At 65.1% G+C, this 16,636-nt stretch carries 16 protein-coding genes; 6 read left to right on the top strand and 10 right to left on the bottom strand.

All coding sequences use genetic code 11. The features are described from left to right. Positions 1 to 77: 77 nt before the first annotated feature. Entirely contained in the window at positions 78 to 1,283 is a 1,206-nt protein-coding gene (locus tag AAFP35_RS14805; RefSeq protein WP_419222389.1) for an amidohydrolase family protein, read from the bottom strand. A 33-nt stretch (positions 1,284 to 1,316) separates the two neighbouring features. Beyond that, positions 1,317 to 2,189, bottom strand: a complete 873-nt coding sequence (locus tag AAFP35_RS14800) for an enoyl-CoA hydratase (RefSeq protein WP_419222507.1) — start codon at positions 2,187 to 2,189, stop codon at positions 1,317 to 1,319. A gap of 282 nt (positions 2,190 to 2,471) precedes the next feature. On the opposite strand from AAFP35_RS14800, the gene AAFP35_RS14795 reads away from it, so the two are divergent. The 5 genes from AAFP35_RS14795 to AAFP35_RS14775 all read left to right on the top strand — a co-directional run bounded on the left by AAFP35_RS14795 (position 2,472) and on the right by AAFP35_RS14775 (position 7,474). Then, the gene (locus tag AAFP35_RS14795; RefSeq protein WP_419222388.1) at positions 2,472 to 3,203 is read left to right on the top strand and encodes a TetR/AcrR family transcriptional regulator; all 732 of its coding nucleotides are present in this window, start codon (positions 2,472 to 2,474) and stop codon (positions 3,201 to 3,203) included. Positions 3,204 to 3,275: 72 nt separating this feature from the next. Next, the gene (locus AAFP35_RS14790) at positions 3,276 to 4,040 is read left to right on the top strand and encodes an enoyl-CoA hydratase/isomerase family protein (protein ID WP_419222387.1); all 765 of its coding nucleotides are present in this window, start codon (positions 3,276 to 3,278) and stop codon (positions 4,038 to 4,040) included. A gap of 136 nt (positions 4,041 to 4,176) precedes the next feature. Then, complete coding sequence (locus tag AAFP35_RS14785) at positions 4,177 to 5,850, top strand: acyl-CoA synthetase (protein ID WP_419222386.1); 1,674 nt, start codon at positions 4,177 to 4,179, stop codon at positions 5,848 to 5,850. A 49-nt stretch (positions 5,851 to 5,899) separates the two neighbouring features. Further along, a complete protein-coding gene (locus AAFP35_RS14780; RefSeq protein WP_419222385.1) occupies positions 5,900 to 6,316 on the top strand; it encodes a Zn-ribbon domain-containing OB-fold protein in 417 nt (138 codons plus the stop codon). 15 nt (positions 6,317 to 6,331) lie between these two features. Continuing rightward, complete coding sequence (locus AAFP35_RS14775) at positions 6,332 to 7,474, top strand: thiolase family protein (RefSeq protein WP_419222384.1); 1,143 nt, start codon at positions 6,332 to 6,334, stop codon at positions 7,472 to 7,474. A 139-nt stretch (positions 7,475 to 7,613) separates the two neighbouring features. Here the strand turns inward: AAFP35_RS14775 and AAFP35_RS14770 are convergent, their stop codons facing one another. Further along, positions 7,614 to 8,819: a cytochrome P450 gene (locus AAFP35_RS14770; protein WP_419222383.1), complete on the bottom strand. Its 1,206-nt coding sequence runs from the start codon at positions 8,817 to 8,819 to the stop codon at positions 7,614 to 7,616. 252 nt (positions 8,820 to 9,071) lie between these two features. Between AAFP35_RS14770 and AAFP35_RS14765 the strand changes: the two genes are divergently transcribed. After that, positions 9,072 to 9,857 carry a coniferyl-alcohol dehydrogenase gene (locus AAFP35_RS14765; RefSeq protein ID WP_419222382.1) on the top strand — a complete coding sequence of 262 codons (786 nt, stop codon included), beginning with the start codon at positions 9,072 to 9,074 and terminating at the stop codon, positions 9,855 to 9,857. A gap of 71 nt (positions 9,858 to 9,928) precedes the next feature. Here the strand turns inward: AAFP35_RS14765 and AAFP35_RS14760 are convergent, their stop codons facing one another. The 7 genes from AAFP35_RS14760 to AAFP35_RS14730 form a co-directional block, all read right to left on the bottom strand. Next, entirely contained in the window at positions 9,929 to 10,723 is a 795-nt protein-coding gene (locus tag AAFP35_RS14760) for an SDR family NAD(P)-dependent oxidoreductase (RefSeq protein ID WP_419222381.1), read from the bottom strand. Between the two features lie 17 nt (positions 10,724 to 10,740). Continuing rightward, complete coding sequence (locus AAFP35_RS14755; RefSeq protein ID WP_419222380.1) at positions 10,741 to 11,511, bottom strand: SDR family oxidoreductase; 771 nt, start codon at positions 11,509 to 11,511, stop codon at positions 10,741 to 10,743. A gap of 57 nt (positions 11,512 to 11,568) precedes the next feature. Then, positions 11,569 to 12,330: a crotonase/enoyl-CoA hydratase family protein gene (locus AAFP35_RS14750; protein ID WP_419222379.1), complete on the bottom strand. Its 762-nt coding sequence runs from the start codon at positions 12,328 to 12,330 to the stop codon at positions 11,569 to 11,571. Positions 12,331 to 12,340: 10 nt separating this feature from the next. After that, a complete protein-coding gene (locus AAFP35_RS14745) occupies positions 12,341 to 13,528 on the bottom strand; it encodes a thiolase family protein (RefSeq protein WP_419222378.1) in 1,188 nt (395 codons plus the stop codon). A 145-nt stretch (positions 13,529 to 13,673) separates the two neighbouring features. Next, complete coding sequence (locus tag AAFP35_RS14740; protein ID WP_419222377.1) at positions 13,674 to 14,582, bottom strand: enoyl-CoA hydratase/isomerase family protein; 909 nt, start codon at positions 14,580 to 14,582, stop codon at positions 13,674 to 13,676. Between the two features lie 47 nt (positions 14,583 to 14,629). After that, positions 14,630 to 15,859: a CaiB/BaiF CoA transferase family protein gene (locus AAFP35_RS14735; RefSeq protein WP_419222376.1), complete on the bottom strand. Its 1,230-nt coding sequence runs from the start codon at positions 15,857 to 15,859 to the stop codon at positions 14,630 to 14,632. Then, positions 15,856 to 16,554, bottom strand: a complete 699-nt coding sequence (locus AAFP35_RS14730) for a hypothetical protein (RefSeq protein WP_419222375.1) — start codon at positions 16,552 to 16,554, stop codon at positions 15,856 to 15,858. Before AAFP35_RS14730 ends, AAFP35_RS14735 begins: the two co-directional genes overlap by 4 nt. Between the last annotated feature and the right edge of the window lie 82 nt (positions 16,555 to 16,636).

Genomic DNA, 16,636 nt, shown 5'->3' with positions numbered 1-16,636 from the left:
GGTCCGGGAGGTGGAAAGGTCGTGACAAACGCAGCCGGACCCGAGCTTGTCTGCACCCCAGGTCCGGCCGGCGAATCTCATGCGACCGATGAAACGGACACTCCCAGATAGTCAAGAGCGTTCTCGCGCATGACCTTTCGGATCTCCTCATCGCTGCTGAGTCCGGCGAGATCCTGAACGTATGAGGTCGGGTCCTCGAGGCCTTCACCGTGCGGCCAATCCGATCCGAACAGGACGCGTTCGGTGCCGATCGTGTTGGCGAGGTGTTTGACGTCCTCCTCGTAGTACGGCGCGATCCACACATGCTCGCGGAGTTCGTCGACGGGGTTGTCCGAGAACGACTTCGGATACTGGTTGGCGAGCTTGTGCAGCCGCTTGATGAGGCGGTGCACCCACTCGGAACCGTTCTCGATGCTCGCCACGCGCAGTTTCGGGTGCCGCACGAAGACGCCGTGCACGATCAGCGAGGCAATCGTGTCGTGGATGGCCCGGTCGTCGACGACGACCTTGTCGAACGGGTCGGTGGTGCCGAAGCCCTCGAAGTTCTCCTTGCCGCCCCACATGGCCGCGATCTGGAGATAGCCGCTGTCGCCGAGGTGGAACGCGACGGGAACGTTGGCCTCGGCCAGGCGTGCCCAGACCGGATCGTGACTCGGATGACCGAGCGAGCGCGGCTTGGGCGACCCGGGGACCGGGGCAGGTCGGATATGCACGAGCTTGGCGCCCCGGGCGATGACGAAGTCGACCTCGGCGGCAGCCGCCTCCGGATCAGCCAGCGAGATCATCGGGGCGGTGTAGATCTTGTGGTCGGGACGGTCGAATCCCCAGTCCTCGTCGAGCCACAGGTTGAAGGCGTGAAGTGACGCCATGGTCGCCGGGATGTCCTTCTTCAGGGCCTCCTCGACACCACACCCGAAGGTGGGGAACATGAAGATCGACTCCAGTTCCTGGTTCTCCAGCACCTTGATGCGCGCATCCCGGTTCTGATACTCCGGACGCAACCCGAGTTCCTCCACCTTCATCAGCGATGCCGGGTCGACGCCCTCGGGAATCTGCCCACGGAACATCAGGTCGAGGCAACCGGGCTCGATGATGGGATCGAACGTCGGGTTCGGGATGAACCGATTGACCCTCTCCCCCATGACCGCCACGGTGTGCTTGCCGTCCTGCAGCATCCGCACACCCCGTCGGCGGAATTCCTTCGGCAGGTGCCGTGTGAAGGCGTCCAGCGGCTCGTAGTAGTGGTTGTCGACGTCGATCGACAGGTATCCGAGTTCGTTCATGTTGTCCTCCGGTTTGCGAATCGTTCGCTGCGGTCAGTGGTGTTCGACCCCGTTGCCGCGCTCGCGTCGCGACAGCGGGGGAAACTGTGGGGTTCGCTTCTCGAGGAAGGCCGTGATTCCCTCGATGACGTCGGGCCGGGTGAGCGATTGCGCCATGGCGACCTCGGCACGCGCAGTGGCCTGGTCCGCCGAACCGTCGGCATCGGTCAGGATCTGACGCTTGATCACCTCGAGTGAGTTCGGGGAGCATTTCGATGCGATCTCCTCCGCGTATGTCACAGCATGCGTGAGGAGTTCCTCGGGCGGTACCAACGCTGTGACCAGTCCGAGATCCGCAGCCTCTTCGGCAAGGAACGTCCGCCCGCTGAGCAGGAGCTCTCTGGCCACCGCCGGGCCGGCGATCCTGGGCAGGATCCAGGAGATCCCGTGCTCGGCGATGAGTCCACGCCGGGCGAACGGAACCGCGAACTTCGCGCCCGACGCGGCGAACCGGACATCGCACATGAGTGCGTGGGTCAGGCCTATACCCACGCATGCCCCATTGATCGCCGCGATGACCGGCTTGCGCAGAGACAGGAGAAAGTGCGCGGGGCGTTCGCCCACTGCGGCATCCACGTCCACCGGACCTCCGTCGGCCAGTGAGCCGACCTGGTCGACGGTTCCCATATGCGCGCCGGCACAGAAGGCACGCCCTCGACCCGTGATCACGATGACCCTGACCTCGGGATCGGCTTCTGCAGCGTCGATGCGTGCATAGAACTCGTGGGCGATGTCAGCCGCCCACGCATTGAGGCGGTCCGGCCGGTTGAACGTGAGCACCGCGACGCCGCCCGAGGACACCTCGTAGAGCACGGCACCCTGGTCGACATCGACGACGTCTCCGGGCCCCTCCTTGGCAAGACTCACCGATTCCCCCGTCCAGACGGTGCGGCCGAGTGCATCGAACCCCACCTCCTTCTTGCTGCGATGCCGTTTGTGAGCATGCCTACTGTATACCTATCGGTAGAACGTTCCGCAAGGAGCTTCGCGTGCGGTCACCGCCAGGATTTCACACCCGGTCCGATGCAATTACTGTACTGTTTACCGTAAGCTCGTACCACAGGTATGCCCCGACGGGCGGTCGGTGAACCGCAGCATCGGCGACGTAATCCGCCGCGACGATGCGGCAGGACAGTGAGAGGCAGCAGCATGGCGAAGCAGAGCACCGGACGTAACCGGCAACGTCGCGAACGTGGCTCGATCGATCCCGACGACATCATCGCCGGCGCCTTCGAGCTCGCGGAGGTTGTCTCCATCGACAACCTGAGCATGCCCACGCTCGGCAAACACCTCGGCGTCGGTGTCACGAGTATCTACTGGTACTTCCGCAAGAAGGACGAACTCCTCAACGCGATGACCGATCGCGCGCTGCGTGAGTACCTGCTCGCCGTGCCGCTACCGGCCTCCGACGACTGGCGCGAATCACTCGAGCAGTACGCCCACACCATGCGCCAGGCCTTCCTCGGAAACCCGATTCTGGTGGATCTGATCCTCATCCGAACCACCTTGAGCCCTCGGTACTCCGAACTCGGCGCCAAACACATCGAAAGCCTGGTCGCCCGATTGGTGGATGCCGGATTGAATTTCGACGATGCATTCGACACCTTCTCCGCGCTCCAGTTGCACCTGCACGGATCCATCGTGCTGACCCGACTGCACCAGAAGAGCAAGGCAGCGGACCCGGCGGCGCGCACGTACTACGAGGACCTGGCCATCTCCCCCGAGTCGACCCCCATCCTCGCGCAGGCCGCGGCACACGGACACACCGGCGGCGCCCCCGACGATCGCAACTTCGAATTCGGCCTGCTGTGCATCCTCGACCACGCGGAGCGTCTCATCGAGGCCCGGGTGGCCTCGGCGACCCCTCGCGGGGCGGCGTGAGCAGCGGACCACGCGCTTGACGGTCGGCTCCGACCGAACTCGCACCGTGTCCCACACACCCTGGAGAATTTCTTGTCCGTCCTCGTCGGCCAGCACGGCGCAGTACTCACAGTCACGATCGACCGGCCGGAACGCCACAACGTACTCGACGGTGAGACCATGGGCGCGATCGGTCGTGCCTTCTCCGCTGCGGAGATCGACGACGGCGTCAGAGCGCTCGTGCTCACCGCGAGTGGCGACACATCGTTCTGCGCCGGCCTCGATCTGCGCGCCTTCGCCGCGCTCGGGGCACCTCCCCGGCCGACCGAGGGCCCGGGACTCGAGGTGCTCCTGACCCGAGGCTTCCCCAAACCCGTGGTCGCCGCGGTCAACGGACGCGCGCTCGGCGTGGGCTTCGAGCTGATCCTGGCCTGTGACCTGGTGGTGGCGGCAGATCATGCCACCTTCGCCCTGCCCGAGGTCCGACGCGGCCTGGTGGCCGCAGGTGGCGGTATCTCCGAGCTGCCCAGTCGTGTCCCATTGGGCGTGGCACTGGAACTCGGACTGACCGGGGCGACGATGGACGCTGCACGCGCACACGCGCTGGGCCTGGTCAACCGCGTCGTCCCCGCCCGCGACGTGATCGCCGAGGCGGATCGATTCGCCACCGCCATCGCTGCAAACGCCCCGCTCGCCGTGCGGTTCACCAAGCGGCACATGCGCAACGCGTCGACGGCCGGTCCCGATCACCGGGAGCTCCTCCGCCACGAACTCGCGCAGGTGCTGTCGAGCGACGATGCGCGCGAGGGTTCGATTGCCTTCGCCGAGCGACGGCCACCGGCCTGGACGGGGCGCTGACGCCGCTTCGCACACGTCCGCGGGAATTCGAGGAACAAATGCGGCCGAACCCTATCGCAAGGCTTTCCGTAGTGCTTACAGTTACTGTGACCGTGGCGCCCTGAGCCACCGATTGTCGACGCCCAGAGGAGCAGACGTGCTTGAGTCCACGACCACCCCGACCCGCGAGTTCTCCCTACCCGAGGTCGCCGACGCGGTGGCAGCGGCGGTCCCCGATCGTGAGCTCATCGTGTTCGGCGATCGACATCTGACCACCAGCCAGATCGCGGACCGGTCGAAACGACTCGCCACGTATCTGCACGGGTGCGGTCTCGGCACACGCACCGAGCGCGCCGAGCTGGCCGGCCACGAGGTCGGCCAAGATCTGCTCGGCATCTATGCCCACAACGGCAATGAGTACCTCGAGACCATGCTGGCCGCGTTTCGCGCTCGGGTGGCGCCATTCAATGTCAATTATCGCTATGTCAAGAACGAACTGCTGTACCTGCTGGCCGATTCGGGTGCGACCGCACTCGTCTACCACGCAGCCTTCGCGCCCCAACTCGCAGAACTGCTCCCTGACCTACCGAACCTACGAGTGCTGATCCAGATCGCCGACGACTCGGGCAACGAACTGCTCCCGGGCGCAGTCGACTACGAGCAGGTGGTCGCGACGAACTCAGCCGACCCGCTTCCGGTCACACCGTCCCCCGACGATCTGTACGTGCTCTATACCGGCGGCACCACCGGGATGCCGAAGGGTGTGCTGTGGCGCCAGCACGACATCTACATGGCGGCCGCCGGAGGCCGCGATGTCTACAGCGGTGAGCTGGTCACGTCACTCGAGCAGGTCGCCGAACATGCGCGCTCGGGCACCGGGTTGAAGGTCTTCGTGTTGCCACCGCTCATCCACGGCGCCGCGCAATGGGCCGTGATGTCCGCGTTGACGTCAGGGAACACGATCGTCCTGTCCCCGGTCGCCGATCGCCTTGACGCCGAGGCGGTGGCCGCGTCCATCGAACGCGAGAAACCGTTGGTGCTGATGGTGGTCGGCGACGCGATCGCCCGTCCCCTGCTCACCACGTTCGAACGCGGCGATCGAGACATCTCATCCATCGCGGTGATCGCGAGCGGCGGTGCCATTCTGTCCCCGACGGTCAAGGAACGCCTGCTCGCAGTCCTACCCAACGCAATAGTTCTCGACGGCGTCGGGTCGTCGGAGACGGGCGCACAGATGACGCATGTGTCGAGTGCGGGCGCGGTGTCCACCGGGACCTTCACCGCCGGACCCAACACGTGTGTGATCTCCGAGGAGATCGACAAGGTTGTCGAACCCGGCCATGACGGTATCGGATGGCTCGCGCAGCAGGGCTTTGTGCCGCTCGGTTACAAGGGCGACGCCGCCAAGACCGCCAAGACGTTCCCGGTTGTCGACGGCAGGCGGTTCTCGTTGCCCGGCGACCGCGCCCGCCATCTCGCCGACGGAACCATCCACTTGTTGGGGCGCGATTCGGTGACGATCAACTCGGGTGGCGAGAAGATCTTCGTCGAGGAGGTCGAGATGGCGCTGGCCTCCCACCCCGCGGTGGGTGATGTCCTCGTCGCGGGCCGTCCGAGTGACACGTGGGGCGAGGCCGTCGTGGCGATCGTGGAACTGGTCGAGGGCACTGACGCCACCGCCGACGAACTCATCGACCACGCCGCCCAGACGATCGCCCGCTACAAATTGCCCAAGTCCGTCATCTTCAGGCCCGCCCTGCAACGGAGTCCGGTGGGCAAAGCCGATTATCGCTGGGCGCGAGAACAAGCGGCCGCCCTGGGTACCGACTGACGGCCACCCTCCAGCACCGAACACCCAACATCCAAGTGAGGAACGACAGATGCAGCGAATGATCGCACCCGAGATATCGACGTGGCCGCAGGCCGATCCACACCTCCTCGGCAGCTCATGCGAGGATTGCGGCGCAACGGTTTTCCCCGTCCAAGCCCTCTGCCCACGATGCAGCCGGCCGGCGATATCGGAGATCGAACTGCCCCGCCGCGGGATCTTGGTCGCCTGGACGACCCAGGGATTCCTGCCGGGCGCGCCCTACCTCGGTGACGAGACCCCCGAGACCTTCGTCCCCTTCGGCGTGGGCCTGGTGCAACTCGGCGACGTCATCCGCGTGGAGGCGCGGCTCACCGAGAACGACCCCGCCAAGCTGAAATTCGGCATGGACGTCGAACTGACGATCATCCCGCTCGGCACCGACCCCGAAGGTGACGACGTCCTCACCTTCGCCTTCCAACCGGTCTGACAGACAGGAGCTTTCATGAATGACGTAGCCATCATCGGGGTGGGTATCCATCCATTCGGCAGATTCGACAAGACGGCGATGCAGCTGGGCACCGACGCGATCCGTGCCGCACTCACCGACGCGGGCCTCGAATGGAAGGACATCCAGTTCGCGGTCGGCGGAAGCTGGGAGGTCGCCAACCCGGACGCGATCGTCAGCCTGATGGGACTCACCGGCATCCCCTTCACCAACGTCTTCAACGCCTGCGCCACGGGTGCCAGCGCGACCGAAGCCTGCGCCGACGCAATCCGGCTGGGCAAGTACGACATCGGCATCGCCATCGGACTCGACAAGCACCCGCGTGGAGCCTTCACCGTCGACCCGACCCTCGTGGGCATGCCGAAGTGGTACGGCGAGAACGGACAGTATCTCACCACTCAGTTCTTCGGCATGAAGGCGAATCGCTATCTGCACGATCATGACATCTCCGCGCAGACACTGGCCAAGGTCGCGAACAAGAACTACCGCAACGGTGCGCTGAATCCCAATGCGTTTCGGCGCAAGCCGGTGTCCGAAGAAGAGATCCTCGCCGCGCCGATGCTCAATTACCCGTTGACCCACTACATGTTCTGCGCGCCCGACGAAGGTGCGGCGGCCGTGATCATGTGCCGGGCGGACATCGCGCATCGCTTCACCACCAAGCCGGTGTACGTGCGTGCCGTGGAGGTACGCACACGCACATATGGCGCCTACGAGGTCAACACAACCTTCGCGCCGGTCGACGAGGTGGCCTCTCCGTCGGTGTTCGCGTCGCGCGCGGCATTCGAGACCGCCGGGATATCGCCGGAGGACGTGGATGTCATCCAGCTCCAGGACACCGATGCCGGCGCCGAGGTCATCCACATGGCAGAGGCCGGCTTCTGTGCCGACGGAGACCAGGAGAAGCTCATCGCCGACGGCGCAACCGAGATCGGCGGGTCCATGCCGGTCAACACCGACGGTGGACTGATCGCAAACGGTGAGCCCATCGGCGCATCCGGCCTTCGGCAGCTACACGAACTCGTCCTCCAGCTGCGGGGCACCGCCGGCGACCGCCAGGTCCCAGGTGAACCGAAGGCCGGGTTCGCACTCCTGTACGGCGCTCCCGGGACGGCCGGGGCAACAGTGGTCACCACCTGACAGAGGCCCTCTCACAAGGGATACGACAGAGGGCAGCCGGCTCACCGGCTGCCCTCTGTCGTTGTCTGTCCGCGTGGTGTCGCGACGTGCCATGCGCAATGTCCGTCGGCGGATCACAGTCCGCCGACGGACGACCGCATCATTTCAGGATCTTCACCGGCACATGGTCGTAACCCGCAACATTCTGCATACTGACACGAGTGCAGTTGTCGAAGTCCACTTCGAACTCCGGCATGAAATCGAGTATCCGCTCGAGGGCGATGGCACTCTCCATGCGCGCGAGAGCCGCGCCGAGACAGGTGTGAATACCCAGGCCGAATGCCAGGCTCGGTGCCTCCGACCGATCTCGATCGATATCGAACGTATCGGCGTCGGTGAACGCGTCCGGGTCACGGTTCGCCGAGCCCAGCATCAAGAAGACCGGTTTGCCTGCCGGGATCGTCACACCGTGCAAGGTGATCTCTTTCATCGAGTACCGCACGTTGTACTGGTTCGGGGATTCGTATCGGAGCAACTCCTCCACGGCGTCCGGGATCTTGCTGCGGTCCTCCTGCAGCTTCTTCCATTGGTCGGGGAATCGCGCGAAGGTGACCGGCGCACCGCCGATGAGCTTCGCGACCGTTTCGGCCCCCGCACCACCGAGCAGCGACGCGAACATCGCGATCTCCATGTTGCTCAACGTCGGCGGCTCGTCGTCGTCTCGTTCGATCTGGGCCTCGGTCAGCTTTGTGATCATGTCGTCCTGCGGATTCTTGCGTCGATCCGCGGCGAGGCCGTAGTAGAAGCGGGCGAGCTCGACGACTGCGTTGTAGCCGACCTCGGACATCTCCATCTGACCGACCTCACGATGGAGCAGGTCGTCGGTCCACAGACGCACCTGCGTCCGCGAATCCTCTGGCACACCGAGCATCCGCGAGATGATCTCGATCGGGAACAATGCCGAGAAGTCGTGGATCATGTCGAACCCTGCCGGGTCGACCTGCCCGAGAAAGCGATCGATCTGCTCGGTCGCCATGCCTCTCAGCTCGGTGATCGCCCGCGGCGTGAAGACCTTGCTGACCAACCGTCGCATGTGCCGGTGCTCCGGCGGGTCGAGGACGATGATCGACTTGTGCGGCGGGATCTTGCCCTCGCGCACCGTCGCCAGATCGATCCCTCGAGCCGAGGAGTATGTCTCGAAGTCGCGATACGCGGGGGCGACGTCTTCATGCCTGCTCAGCGCGTAGAAGTCGTACTCCTCGCTGTAATAGACGGGAGCCTCTTCACGCATCCGCCGATAGATATCGTACGGACCATCGAAGAATTCCCGTGAGAACGGGTCGAAGACGAGCTTCGTGTGGGTCACTTCATCCTCCTGTACGGCGAGCTCAGCGGGTGCCGACTCGGCGTTTGCCCGAGTTACCGTAAGCCATACTATAGGCCATTCGAAGCTCATGCCAAAGGGGGCTGCACGAATGATCGGTCATTGCGTCGCCCTGAGCAAAACCGTGTGTTCGCACGGTTTCCAAAAACACCCGACTCTCCTACAGTCGTACTTACGGTAATGAACACGAACCGGGTCGCCCGCGACGGGTCCATCCGGAGAACGGAGACACCGATGGGTTCCGATCCGCGCAGGGTCGTCGTCGTAGGTGCCGGATCGGGAATCGGGGCCGCGACTGCGGCTCTTTTCCACACCCGGGGCGACCATGTCCTCGCCGTCGACATCAAGCCGGGTGACACCCCGGCCACCGAGCATCGACAGGTCGACCTGCGCGACGCCGATTCGATCGGCGAGCTCCTCGCCACGATCGGCGAGGGATGGGATCTCCTGGCCCATGTTGCCGGGGTTCCCGGAACCGCTCCTGACAGCGACGTGTTGCGGATCAACTATCTCGGCGTCCGGTTGATGGCCGAGGGCATGCTCCCCCTGCTGAATCCGGGAGGGTCCGTCGTCGCGGTGGCATCGACCGCGGGGATGGCCTGGCGGCAGAGGCTTCCCGACATCGAAGGTCTGATTGATGCCGTAGACGCTTCCGGGGTGGACGCGTGGCTCGCTGACGCGGAACCCGGCTATCCCGCGTACAACACATCCAAAGAGGCCCTGATCGTGTACGCCAAGCGCCTTTCCGGGCCGGCCTGGACGAAATACGGGGTCCGGGTCAACACGGTGAGCCCGGGTCCGGTGGAGACCCCGATCCTGACGGACTTCGAACAGTCGATGGGCAAGGACGCACTGGACATGGTGCGCGCGGCGGTCGGCAGACACAGCACCGTCGACGACATCGTGCCGGCCATCGACTTCCTCGGCTCGCCCGACGCGCGATGGATCAACGGCCAGAACATCGAGATCGATGGAGGCTTCATCGCGTCGATGATCGGAGGGGCCGCGATTCGACTCTGAGGCCGTGCATGCTTCTTACAGGGTGGTCTCGACATGCCGGCTCGCTCCGCTCACGGCGGTTGCCGTCGGCCTCAGGTGAAGTCGGTGCCGCCGTCCACGTTGATGTTCGCGCCTGTCATGTACGAATTACGGCGCGAGGCCAGGAACGCGACCACGGGCCCGATCTCCTCGGGCAGGCCGACGCGCGGCAGGTGGGCAGGGTGCCCGAAATGCTCGGTGATGGCCGTCATCAAGACGTAGGGGTCGTCGGTCTCGACACCGACCGAACGTGCCCAGGTGATCAGCGAATCCGATGCCACGCTGCCCGGCGAGACCACATTCACCAAGATCTCGTCAGTTGCCAGTTGCAGGGAGAGATTCTTCGAGATGCTCGTGACCATCGATTTCGCCGCGGTGTAGGCGGCCAATGAAACCGTTTGTCGCTGAGTTGAACTGGCTGAGAAGTTGACGATCCTTGCCCACTCCGCCTTCCGCAGCAATGGCAACGCGGCACGCACAGGGTGCACGATCCCGAGGACGCCGTCGTCGAACGCCACGCGCCACTGATCGTCGGTGAGATCCTCGACCGTCCCCCTCACGTTCGGTCCCACCGCGTTGACGAGGACGTTGAGCTCCCCCCACCGTGTCCCGAGGTCGGCAAAGACCCGGGTCACCTGCTCATCGTCACGAACGTCGACCGTGAGGCCCACTGCGTCGGGACTGCCGCGGCGGCCCAGATCCTCGACTGTCTCGTCCAGATCGCCTCGTGTGCGCGCGAGTATCGCGACTCGCGCGCCTTCGTCCGCGAAACACCGGGCGGCGGCGCGGCCCATGCCACGACCGCCGCCCGCCACCACAACGGTGGCATCGCGTAATCCCAGATCCATCGGATTCGGTTCTTACGTCAGCGCGTCTGGAAACGCTGCGCGCCGTCGATGCGCACGACCTCGCCGTTGATGTAGGTGTTCTCCAACAGGTATGCGGCGAGGCTCGCGTACTCATCCGGGGTACCGAGGCGCTTCGGGAACGGGATGTTGGTCGCGAACTTGTCCAGTGCCTCCTCCCCGAGCAGCTCCAGCAGCGGGGTGCGCATGGTACCCGGCGCAATACTGTTGAGTCGCACCGCAACCGAACTCAGATCCCGCGCGCCGGTGAGCGTCAGCGAGATCACGCCGCCCTTGGCGGCGGAGTACGCGGACTGGCCCATCTGCCCTTCGAAGCCGGCGATCGAACTCGTCATGACGATCGCGCCACGTTCGCCGTTTGCCTTCTTCTCCTGCGTCGCCAACTTGGCCGCGGTCAGTCGGAGCACGTTGTAGGTACCCGTGAGATACAGCGCGATCGTGTCGGTGAATCCCTTGCTGCTGTGCGGGCTTCCGTCGCGGTTGACGATCTTCTCCAGTACGCCGATACCGCCGTGCGCGATGACGGCGTATCGAAGGGTGCCGAGCTCGTCGGCCTTGGCAAGTGCCGCATTGACGGAATCGTCGTCGAGCACGTCGGTGCGCACGTAGACGACCTTGTTGCCGAGTTCGTCCGCCAGCTGCTGTGCGGGCTCGTCATTGACATCGGCGATGACGACCGACGCCCCCTCGGCGTGCAACTTCCGCACAGTTGCGGCGCCCAGACCACCGGCACCGCCGGTGACCAGAACGACTTCACCTTCAAATGACATCAATGTCTCCTCAGATATGTTGTGATGTTGAACATTTGCCGCACGTCGGCAGCGGGGTCAGGCGCCGGTCCAGTTCGGCTTGCGCTTCTCGGCGAAAGCGGCCGCACCCTCTTGCGCGTCCTTGGACGCGAACACCGGCACGATGGTCTCGATCAGCTTCTGCCACTTCTCGTCTTCGCCCCAACTGCGCGACTTGACGATGACCTCTTTGGTCGCAGCGATCGCCAGGGGCCCGTTCTCGGTGATGCGCTCGGCGAGCGCGATGGCCTCTTCCAGGGCCTTGCCGTCCTCGGCGAGTATGTTGACGAGCCCGTACCTCTCGGCCTGCTCGGCGGTGAAGGTGTCGCCGGTGAGCGCCAGTTCAAGTGCCTTCTGATACGGAATCCGTTCGGGCAGACGGAACAGGCCTCCGGCGCCCGCGACGAGGCTGCGCTTGACCTCGGGAATACCGAACTTGGCCGACTTCGACGCGACGATCAGGTCGGTCGCCAACACCATCTCGGTCCCACCGGCCAGCGCGTACCCCTCGACCGCGGCGATGATGGGTTTGACCGGCGGGCGCTCCGTGAACCCCATGCCCTTGCCCTCGATGGCCACCACCTCGCCGGCCGCGAACGCCTTGAGGTCCATACCGGCGCTGAAATTGCCCCCAGCGCCCGTGATGATCGCCACCGACAGGCTCGGATCCTCGTCGAGTTGGTCGACCGCGTCCGCGATGGCCTGGCTGGCAGCCCGGTTGATGGCGTTACGGGCCTGCGGCCGATTGATGGTGATGATCAGGATGCGTCCCCGACGCTCCAGGTGAACTTCGTCCGACATGCGCTTCCCCTCAGCCCTCGACCTCGACGACGACCGCGCCGCCTTGCCCGCCGCCTGCGCACATCGCCGCGACACCGATTCCTCCACCACGACGCTTGAGTTCGTAGAGTAGCGTCGTGACCATCCGCGCGCCTGATGCCGAGATGGGATGTCCGAGGCTGCAACCACTTCCGGAGAAGTTCACCATGTCCTCGTCGATCCCGTATTCACGGCAGGCAGCGATCGGCACCGACGCGAAGGCCTCGTTGATCTCCCAGAGTGTGACGTCGGAGACCTCGAGTCCGGCGCGCTCGAGCACGGGACCGATCACCTTCACCGCCCCGAGACCGCAGTCGCGCGGTGCAACACCCACCGATGCCCAGGCCCGGACCGACGCCATGACGTCGAGTCCGTGTGCCGCGGCATAGGCGTCATCGACAACCGTGACGGCCGCGGCGGCATCGTTCATCCCGCTGCTGTTGCCTGCGGTGATCGAGAACCCCTCGATCTCCGGATGCAGGACCGGGAGGGCGGCGAGCCGCTCCATCGAGGTCCCGCGACGCGGGAACTCGTCGACGGCGAAATCGACCATCGAGCCGTCCGGAAGCTGCACTTTGAGTGGCATGATCTCATCGACGAACTTGCCCGCGTCGATTGCACCGATGGCGCGCTCATGCGAGCGCACGGCCCACGCGTCCATCTCTTCGCGGGTGATACCCACCTTCTTCGCGGTGTTCCACCCGACCGTTATCGCCATGTCCAGTGTCGGTGCGTCCGGGGTCTCGGGATGACTCGGCGGAATCCAGGGCTCGATGAAGGTCATCTCCTCTCCCGCCTGTGGCACACGCCATTTCATCAGCGGCCCAGTCGACAACGATTGGACGCCACCGGCGACGACGACCTTCTCCATTCCCGACCCGACCTGGGCGGCGGCGTTCCCGATGGCGGTGAGGCTGCCGGCGCAATGCCGACTCACCGCCTGTCCGGGAACACTGTCCATGCCGTTGGCCGCGGCGGCATACCGTGCCATGTCGCCACCGCCGTAATTGGTCTCGGCGAAGATGATGTCGTTCACCTCAGACGGATCGACGCCCGATCGGCGGATCACCTCCGGCAGGATCGCGGTGGCGAGTTGCTCGGTGGGGGTGTTGACGAGCGTTCCCTTGAAGGAACGCCCGATCGCCGTGCGTACGGCGCCGACGATGACGGGTGTGGGCATCAGAATTCGACCTCGGGTGGACGGGCTGCTGTCACAGCGTGGTTGATGTCATGCTTCGGGCACGGCAGCGACGTATCGACTACCGTATGGACAACAGTATAGGTTTTCGAGCTGCCCAGGAGAACCCCTTACGGAGCTCGATTTTTCACGACCGATCCGGCTCCGGCACGTGAAAGTGCTCGTCACGCAGTCGAAATGCCTCTTTGGTCCCGTGTTCGGCGCGGGTCTTGACGAAGTTGAACTCGCCGGGCGAGAACTGCAAGTTCGTCCCGAACGCGTGGAAGAGGTAGCTGGCGACCTCTTCCCCCTGATAGGCCTGGCTCTGTTCGACGAGGCGGAATGCCTCCTTCGCGATGACCACTCCGTCGGCCGGCATCTTGGCGGCCTTCTCCGCCCAATAGCGTGCCCGGGCGGTCACATCGCCGGCGTCGCAGGTCTCGGTGAACACGCCGAGATGTTCCAGCGATGCCGCTTCGACGATGTCTCCGGTGAGCAGGAGGCGGCGGGCCAGGACCGGTCCGAGACGGTGGAAGAACATGTGCAGGCTGCCGAGCGCCGGACCCAAGAATCGGGTGGCGGGCATGCCGATCTTGGTGTCCCGGGCGATGATCGAGATATCGGTCATCAGCGCCATCTCGAAGCCACCACCGAGCGCGTATCCGCTGATCTCGCCCACGGTGACCTTCGGGAAGCCGAGGAACTCGTGGTAGAAGTCGAACGTCTTGCGGTCCACGATCAGGCGCCGGCGCTGACTCGGCCGGTTCTTGGCCGGACGGCCTGCACCCTCCGCGGAGCCGTTGCGCTCACCGCCGTACCAGCCATACGCATTGTTCATGTTGGCGCCGGTGCTGAACACGCCCTCCGCGCCGCGCAGCAGGACGACCGTGATGTCGTCGTCGTCCACGACCACATCGAGACATCGGGCGATCTCGTCACGCATCGCCTTGTCGTAGGAATTGCGCTGTCCGGGGTTGTTGAACGTGAGAGTCGCGATCCGGCTGTCCTTGTCGAGCTCGAACAACACCCGGTCGTCGGCGCCACTGGCGTCGGCCATGGTGATTCCCTTTCTGGTACTGCTGTCGGTCGAGAGATGCGTGTGCATCAGCTCGGTACGGCCTGCGCCGATGGCGAGGTCGCGTGGTCGGTGTCGGCCAGGCCGAGTTCGGACAGGATTCGTTCGTTGTGCGCGCCGAGTTCGGGGATCGGCCCCAGAGCCACGTCCCATCCTGAGCTCGGTGCCGGCGGTAGCAGGGTGGGCAGGGTGCCCACCGGTGAGTCGACCTCCGCCCAGCGGGCGCGCGCGGTCAGTTGCGGGTGATCGACGAGTTCGGCCACCGAATTGATCTTGGCGCAGGCCAGTCCCGCGCCGAGGAGCAACCGCTCGGCCGCGGCGAAGTCCAGTGCCGAGAGCCGCTCGACGACCAGGCTGTCGACCTCCGCGCGATTCTGCACCCGGGCGGCATTGGTCGCGAATCGCGGATCGTCGACCAGGTCGTCGCGGCGGAGAACGGTACGTGCCAGACGCACCCATTCCCGGTCGTTCTGCACGCTCAACGCTATGCGGCTGCCGTCTCCCACCGGGTATGCGTCGTACGGCGCGATCGCCGGGTGGCTCATTCCGACGACCATGCGCGGCACCGAGCCGTGCCTGGACACCGTCAGCGGATAGCCCATCCATTCGGTCACCGCGTCGAGCATGCTCACATCCAGCACACACCCCCGGCCCGTTCGTTCTCGGGCCAACAGTGCGGTGAGCACCGAGGAATAGGCGTAGCAACCGGCGGCGATGTCGGCGATCGCGATCCCCGGCTTGATCGGATCGTCGACCGTACCGGTCACCGACACGACCGCCGCTTCGCTCTGGATCAACAGGTCATAGGCGCGGCGCGAATCGTAAGGTCCACCGTTCCCGTATCCGGAGATCTCGCAGACGATGAGGCACGGATGAGCTTCGGTCAGCTCCGCGGCGCCGAGTCCCAGATCACCTGCCGCGCCGGGCGCGAGGTTGTGCAGGAACACATCGGCGCGCGCGAGCAAGGCGTCCAGGACAGTCTTGCCATGCGGCGTCTTGACATCCAGCGCAAGCGATTCCTTGGTGCGGTTGAGCCACGCGAAATGCGCACCGAGGCCACTGGCAAGGGTGTCGAACCCGCGGGCGAAGTCTCCGCCGTCCACCCGCTCGATCTTGATCACGCGTGCGCCCTGATCGGCGAGGTGGCGGGTGGCGAACGGACCCGCCACAGCCTGTTCCATCGCGACCACCAGGACACCCTCGAGCGGCCGGGTCCCCGAGGTCACGGCGCCGGGGTGAGCGACGTCATCGTCGGTCATGCGCGTGCACCTTGTCGTCTGCCGAAATCCCGGGCGGCCAACTGCTCGGTCGACATGGCGACCGAGTCGAGCTCACCGGTGCACAGGACCTGACCGTCGAGCAACAGGCGACTGGTCGACCGCAGACCGCGTTCGGTGATTTCGCGGGTGACGTCGAAATCGAGGGCGGTCAGCAATGGCGTCGGTCGTCGATAGGCGATGTCGAGCGAACGGGTCTTCCCCGCGCTGCCGACCGCGCAGTTGTGATGCTGGATGACGCAATCGAAGAAGGAGGCGAGGACGCCCCCGTGCACAAGTCCGGGAGGCCCCTCGTACACGACCGGAAAGGTCACCGAGCCACGCGCAGATTCTGCGTCGATCCGCGCGAACCGGTACTCCGGAAAGCTCGGATTGAAGGATCCGAGGTCGAAGGCGTGATCGAGGTAGACCCGCTGGTCAACGGTCTGGTCCGGGCCGAATCGGGGCCGCGGATCGCGAGGGACGGCCAGGGTCAGTTCGTCTTCCCAGGCGCCGAGCTGCGCGATCATCGCGTCCACGGTCGGGTGCTCGTGTTCCAGTGAGACGAGCAGACCGGCGATGCGCCGCAGGGCCGCCGACGCCTCGCGCGTCTGCCTCAGCGGTTCCTCGCCGAAGCGCGGTGCTGTGGGCCGACCATCGATGACCGCCGCCGCGGGCGGGTGTTCGTCCTGCGCCATATGCCGTCTCCTCCGGCGGTCCCGGTTCCGCCGGTCGCCATTCCTTGATAACTTGTGTGAAGCATTAACGGTAGTGCCTACC

Source organism: Gordonia sp. CPCC 206044 (genome assembly GCF_048537895.1).
Classification (GTDB): Bacteria; Actinomycetota; Actinomycetes; order Mycobacteriales; family Mycobacteriaceae; genus Gordonia.
This window is presented reverse-complemented; position numbering and strand designations above follow the sequence as displayed.

What these genes read in the sequence shown, in the direction of transcription:
- AAFP35_RS14735 (WP_419222376.1), bottom strand. Translation starts at nt 15,859, where the DNA reads ATGACCGACGATGACGTCGCTCACCCCGGCGCCGTGACCTCGGGGACC.
- AAFP35_RS14740 (WP_419222377.1), bottom strand. Translation starts at nt 14,582, where the DNA reads ATGGCCGACGCCAGTGGCGCCGACGACCGGGTGTTGTTCGAGCTCGAC.
- AAFP35_RS14795 (WP_419222388.1), top strand. Translation starts at nt 2,472, where the DNA reads ATGGCGAAGCAGAGCACCGGACGTAACCGGCAACGTCGCGAACGTGGC.
- AAFP35_RS14780 (WP_419222385.1), top strand. Translation starts at nt 5,900, where the DNA reads ATGCAGCGAATGATCGCACCCGAGATATCGACGTGGCCGCAGGCCGAT.
- AAFP35_RS14750 (WP_419222379.1), bottom strand. Translation starts at nt 12,330, where the DNA reads ATGTCGGACGAAGTTCACCTGGAGCGTCGGGGACGCATCCTGATCATC.
- AAFP35_RS14745 (WP_419222378.1), bottom strand. Translation starts at nt 13,528, where the DNA reads ATGCCCACACCCGTCATCGTCGGCGCCGTACGCACGGCGATCGGGCGT.
- AAFP35_RS14765 (WP_419222382.1), top strand. Translation starts at nt 9,072, where the DNA reads ATGGGTTCCGATCCGCGCAGGGTCGTCGTCGTAGGTGCCGGATCGGGA.
- AAFP35_RS14730 (WP_419222375.1), bottom strand. Translation starts at nt 16,554, where the DNA reads ATGGCGCAGGACGAACACCCGCCCGCGGCGGCGGTCATCGATGGTCGG.
- AAFP35_RS14805 (WP_419222389.1), bottom strand. Translation starts at nt 1,283, where the DNA reads ATGAACGAACTCGGATACCTGTCGATCGACGTCGACAACCACTACTAC.
- AAFP35_RS14755 (WP_419222380.1), bottom strand. Translation starts at nt 11,511, where the DNA reads ATGTCATTTGAAGGTGAAGTCGTTCTGGTCACCGGCGGTGCCGGTGGT.
- AAFP35_RS14775 (WP_419222384.1), top strand. Translation starts at nt 6,332, where the DNA reads ATGAATGACGTAGCCATCATCGGGGTGGGTATCCATCCATTCGGCAGA.
- AAFP35_RS14760 (WP_419222381.1), bottom strand. Translation starts at nt 10,723, where the DNA reads ATGGATCTGGGATTACGCGATGCCACCGTTGTGGTGGCGGGCGGCGGT.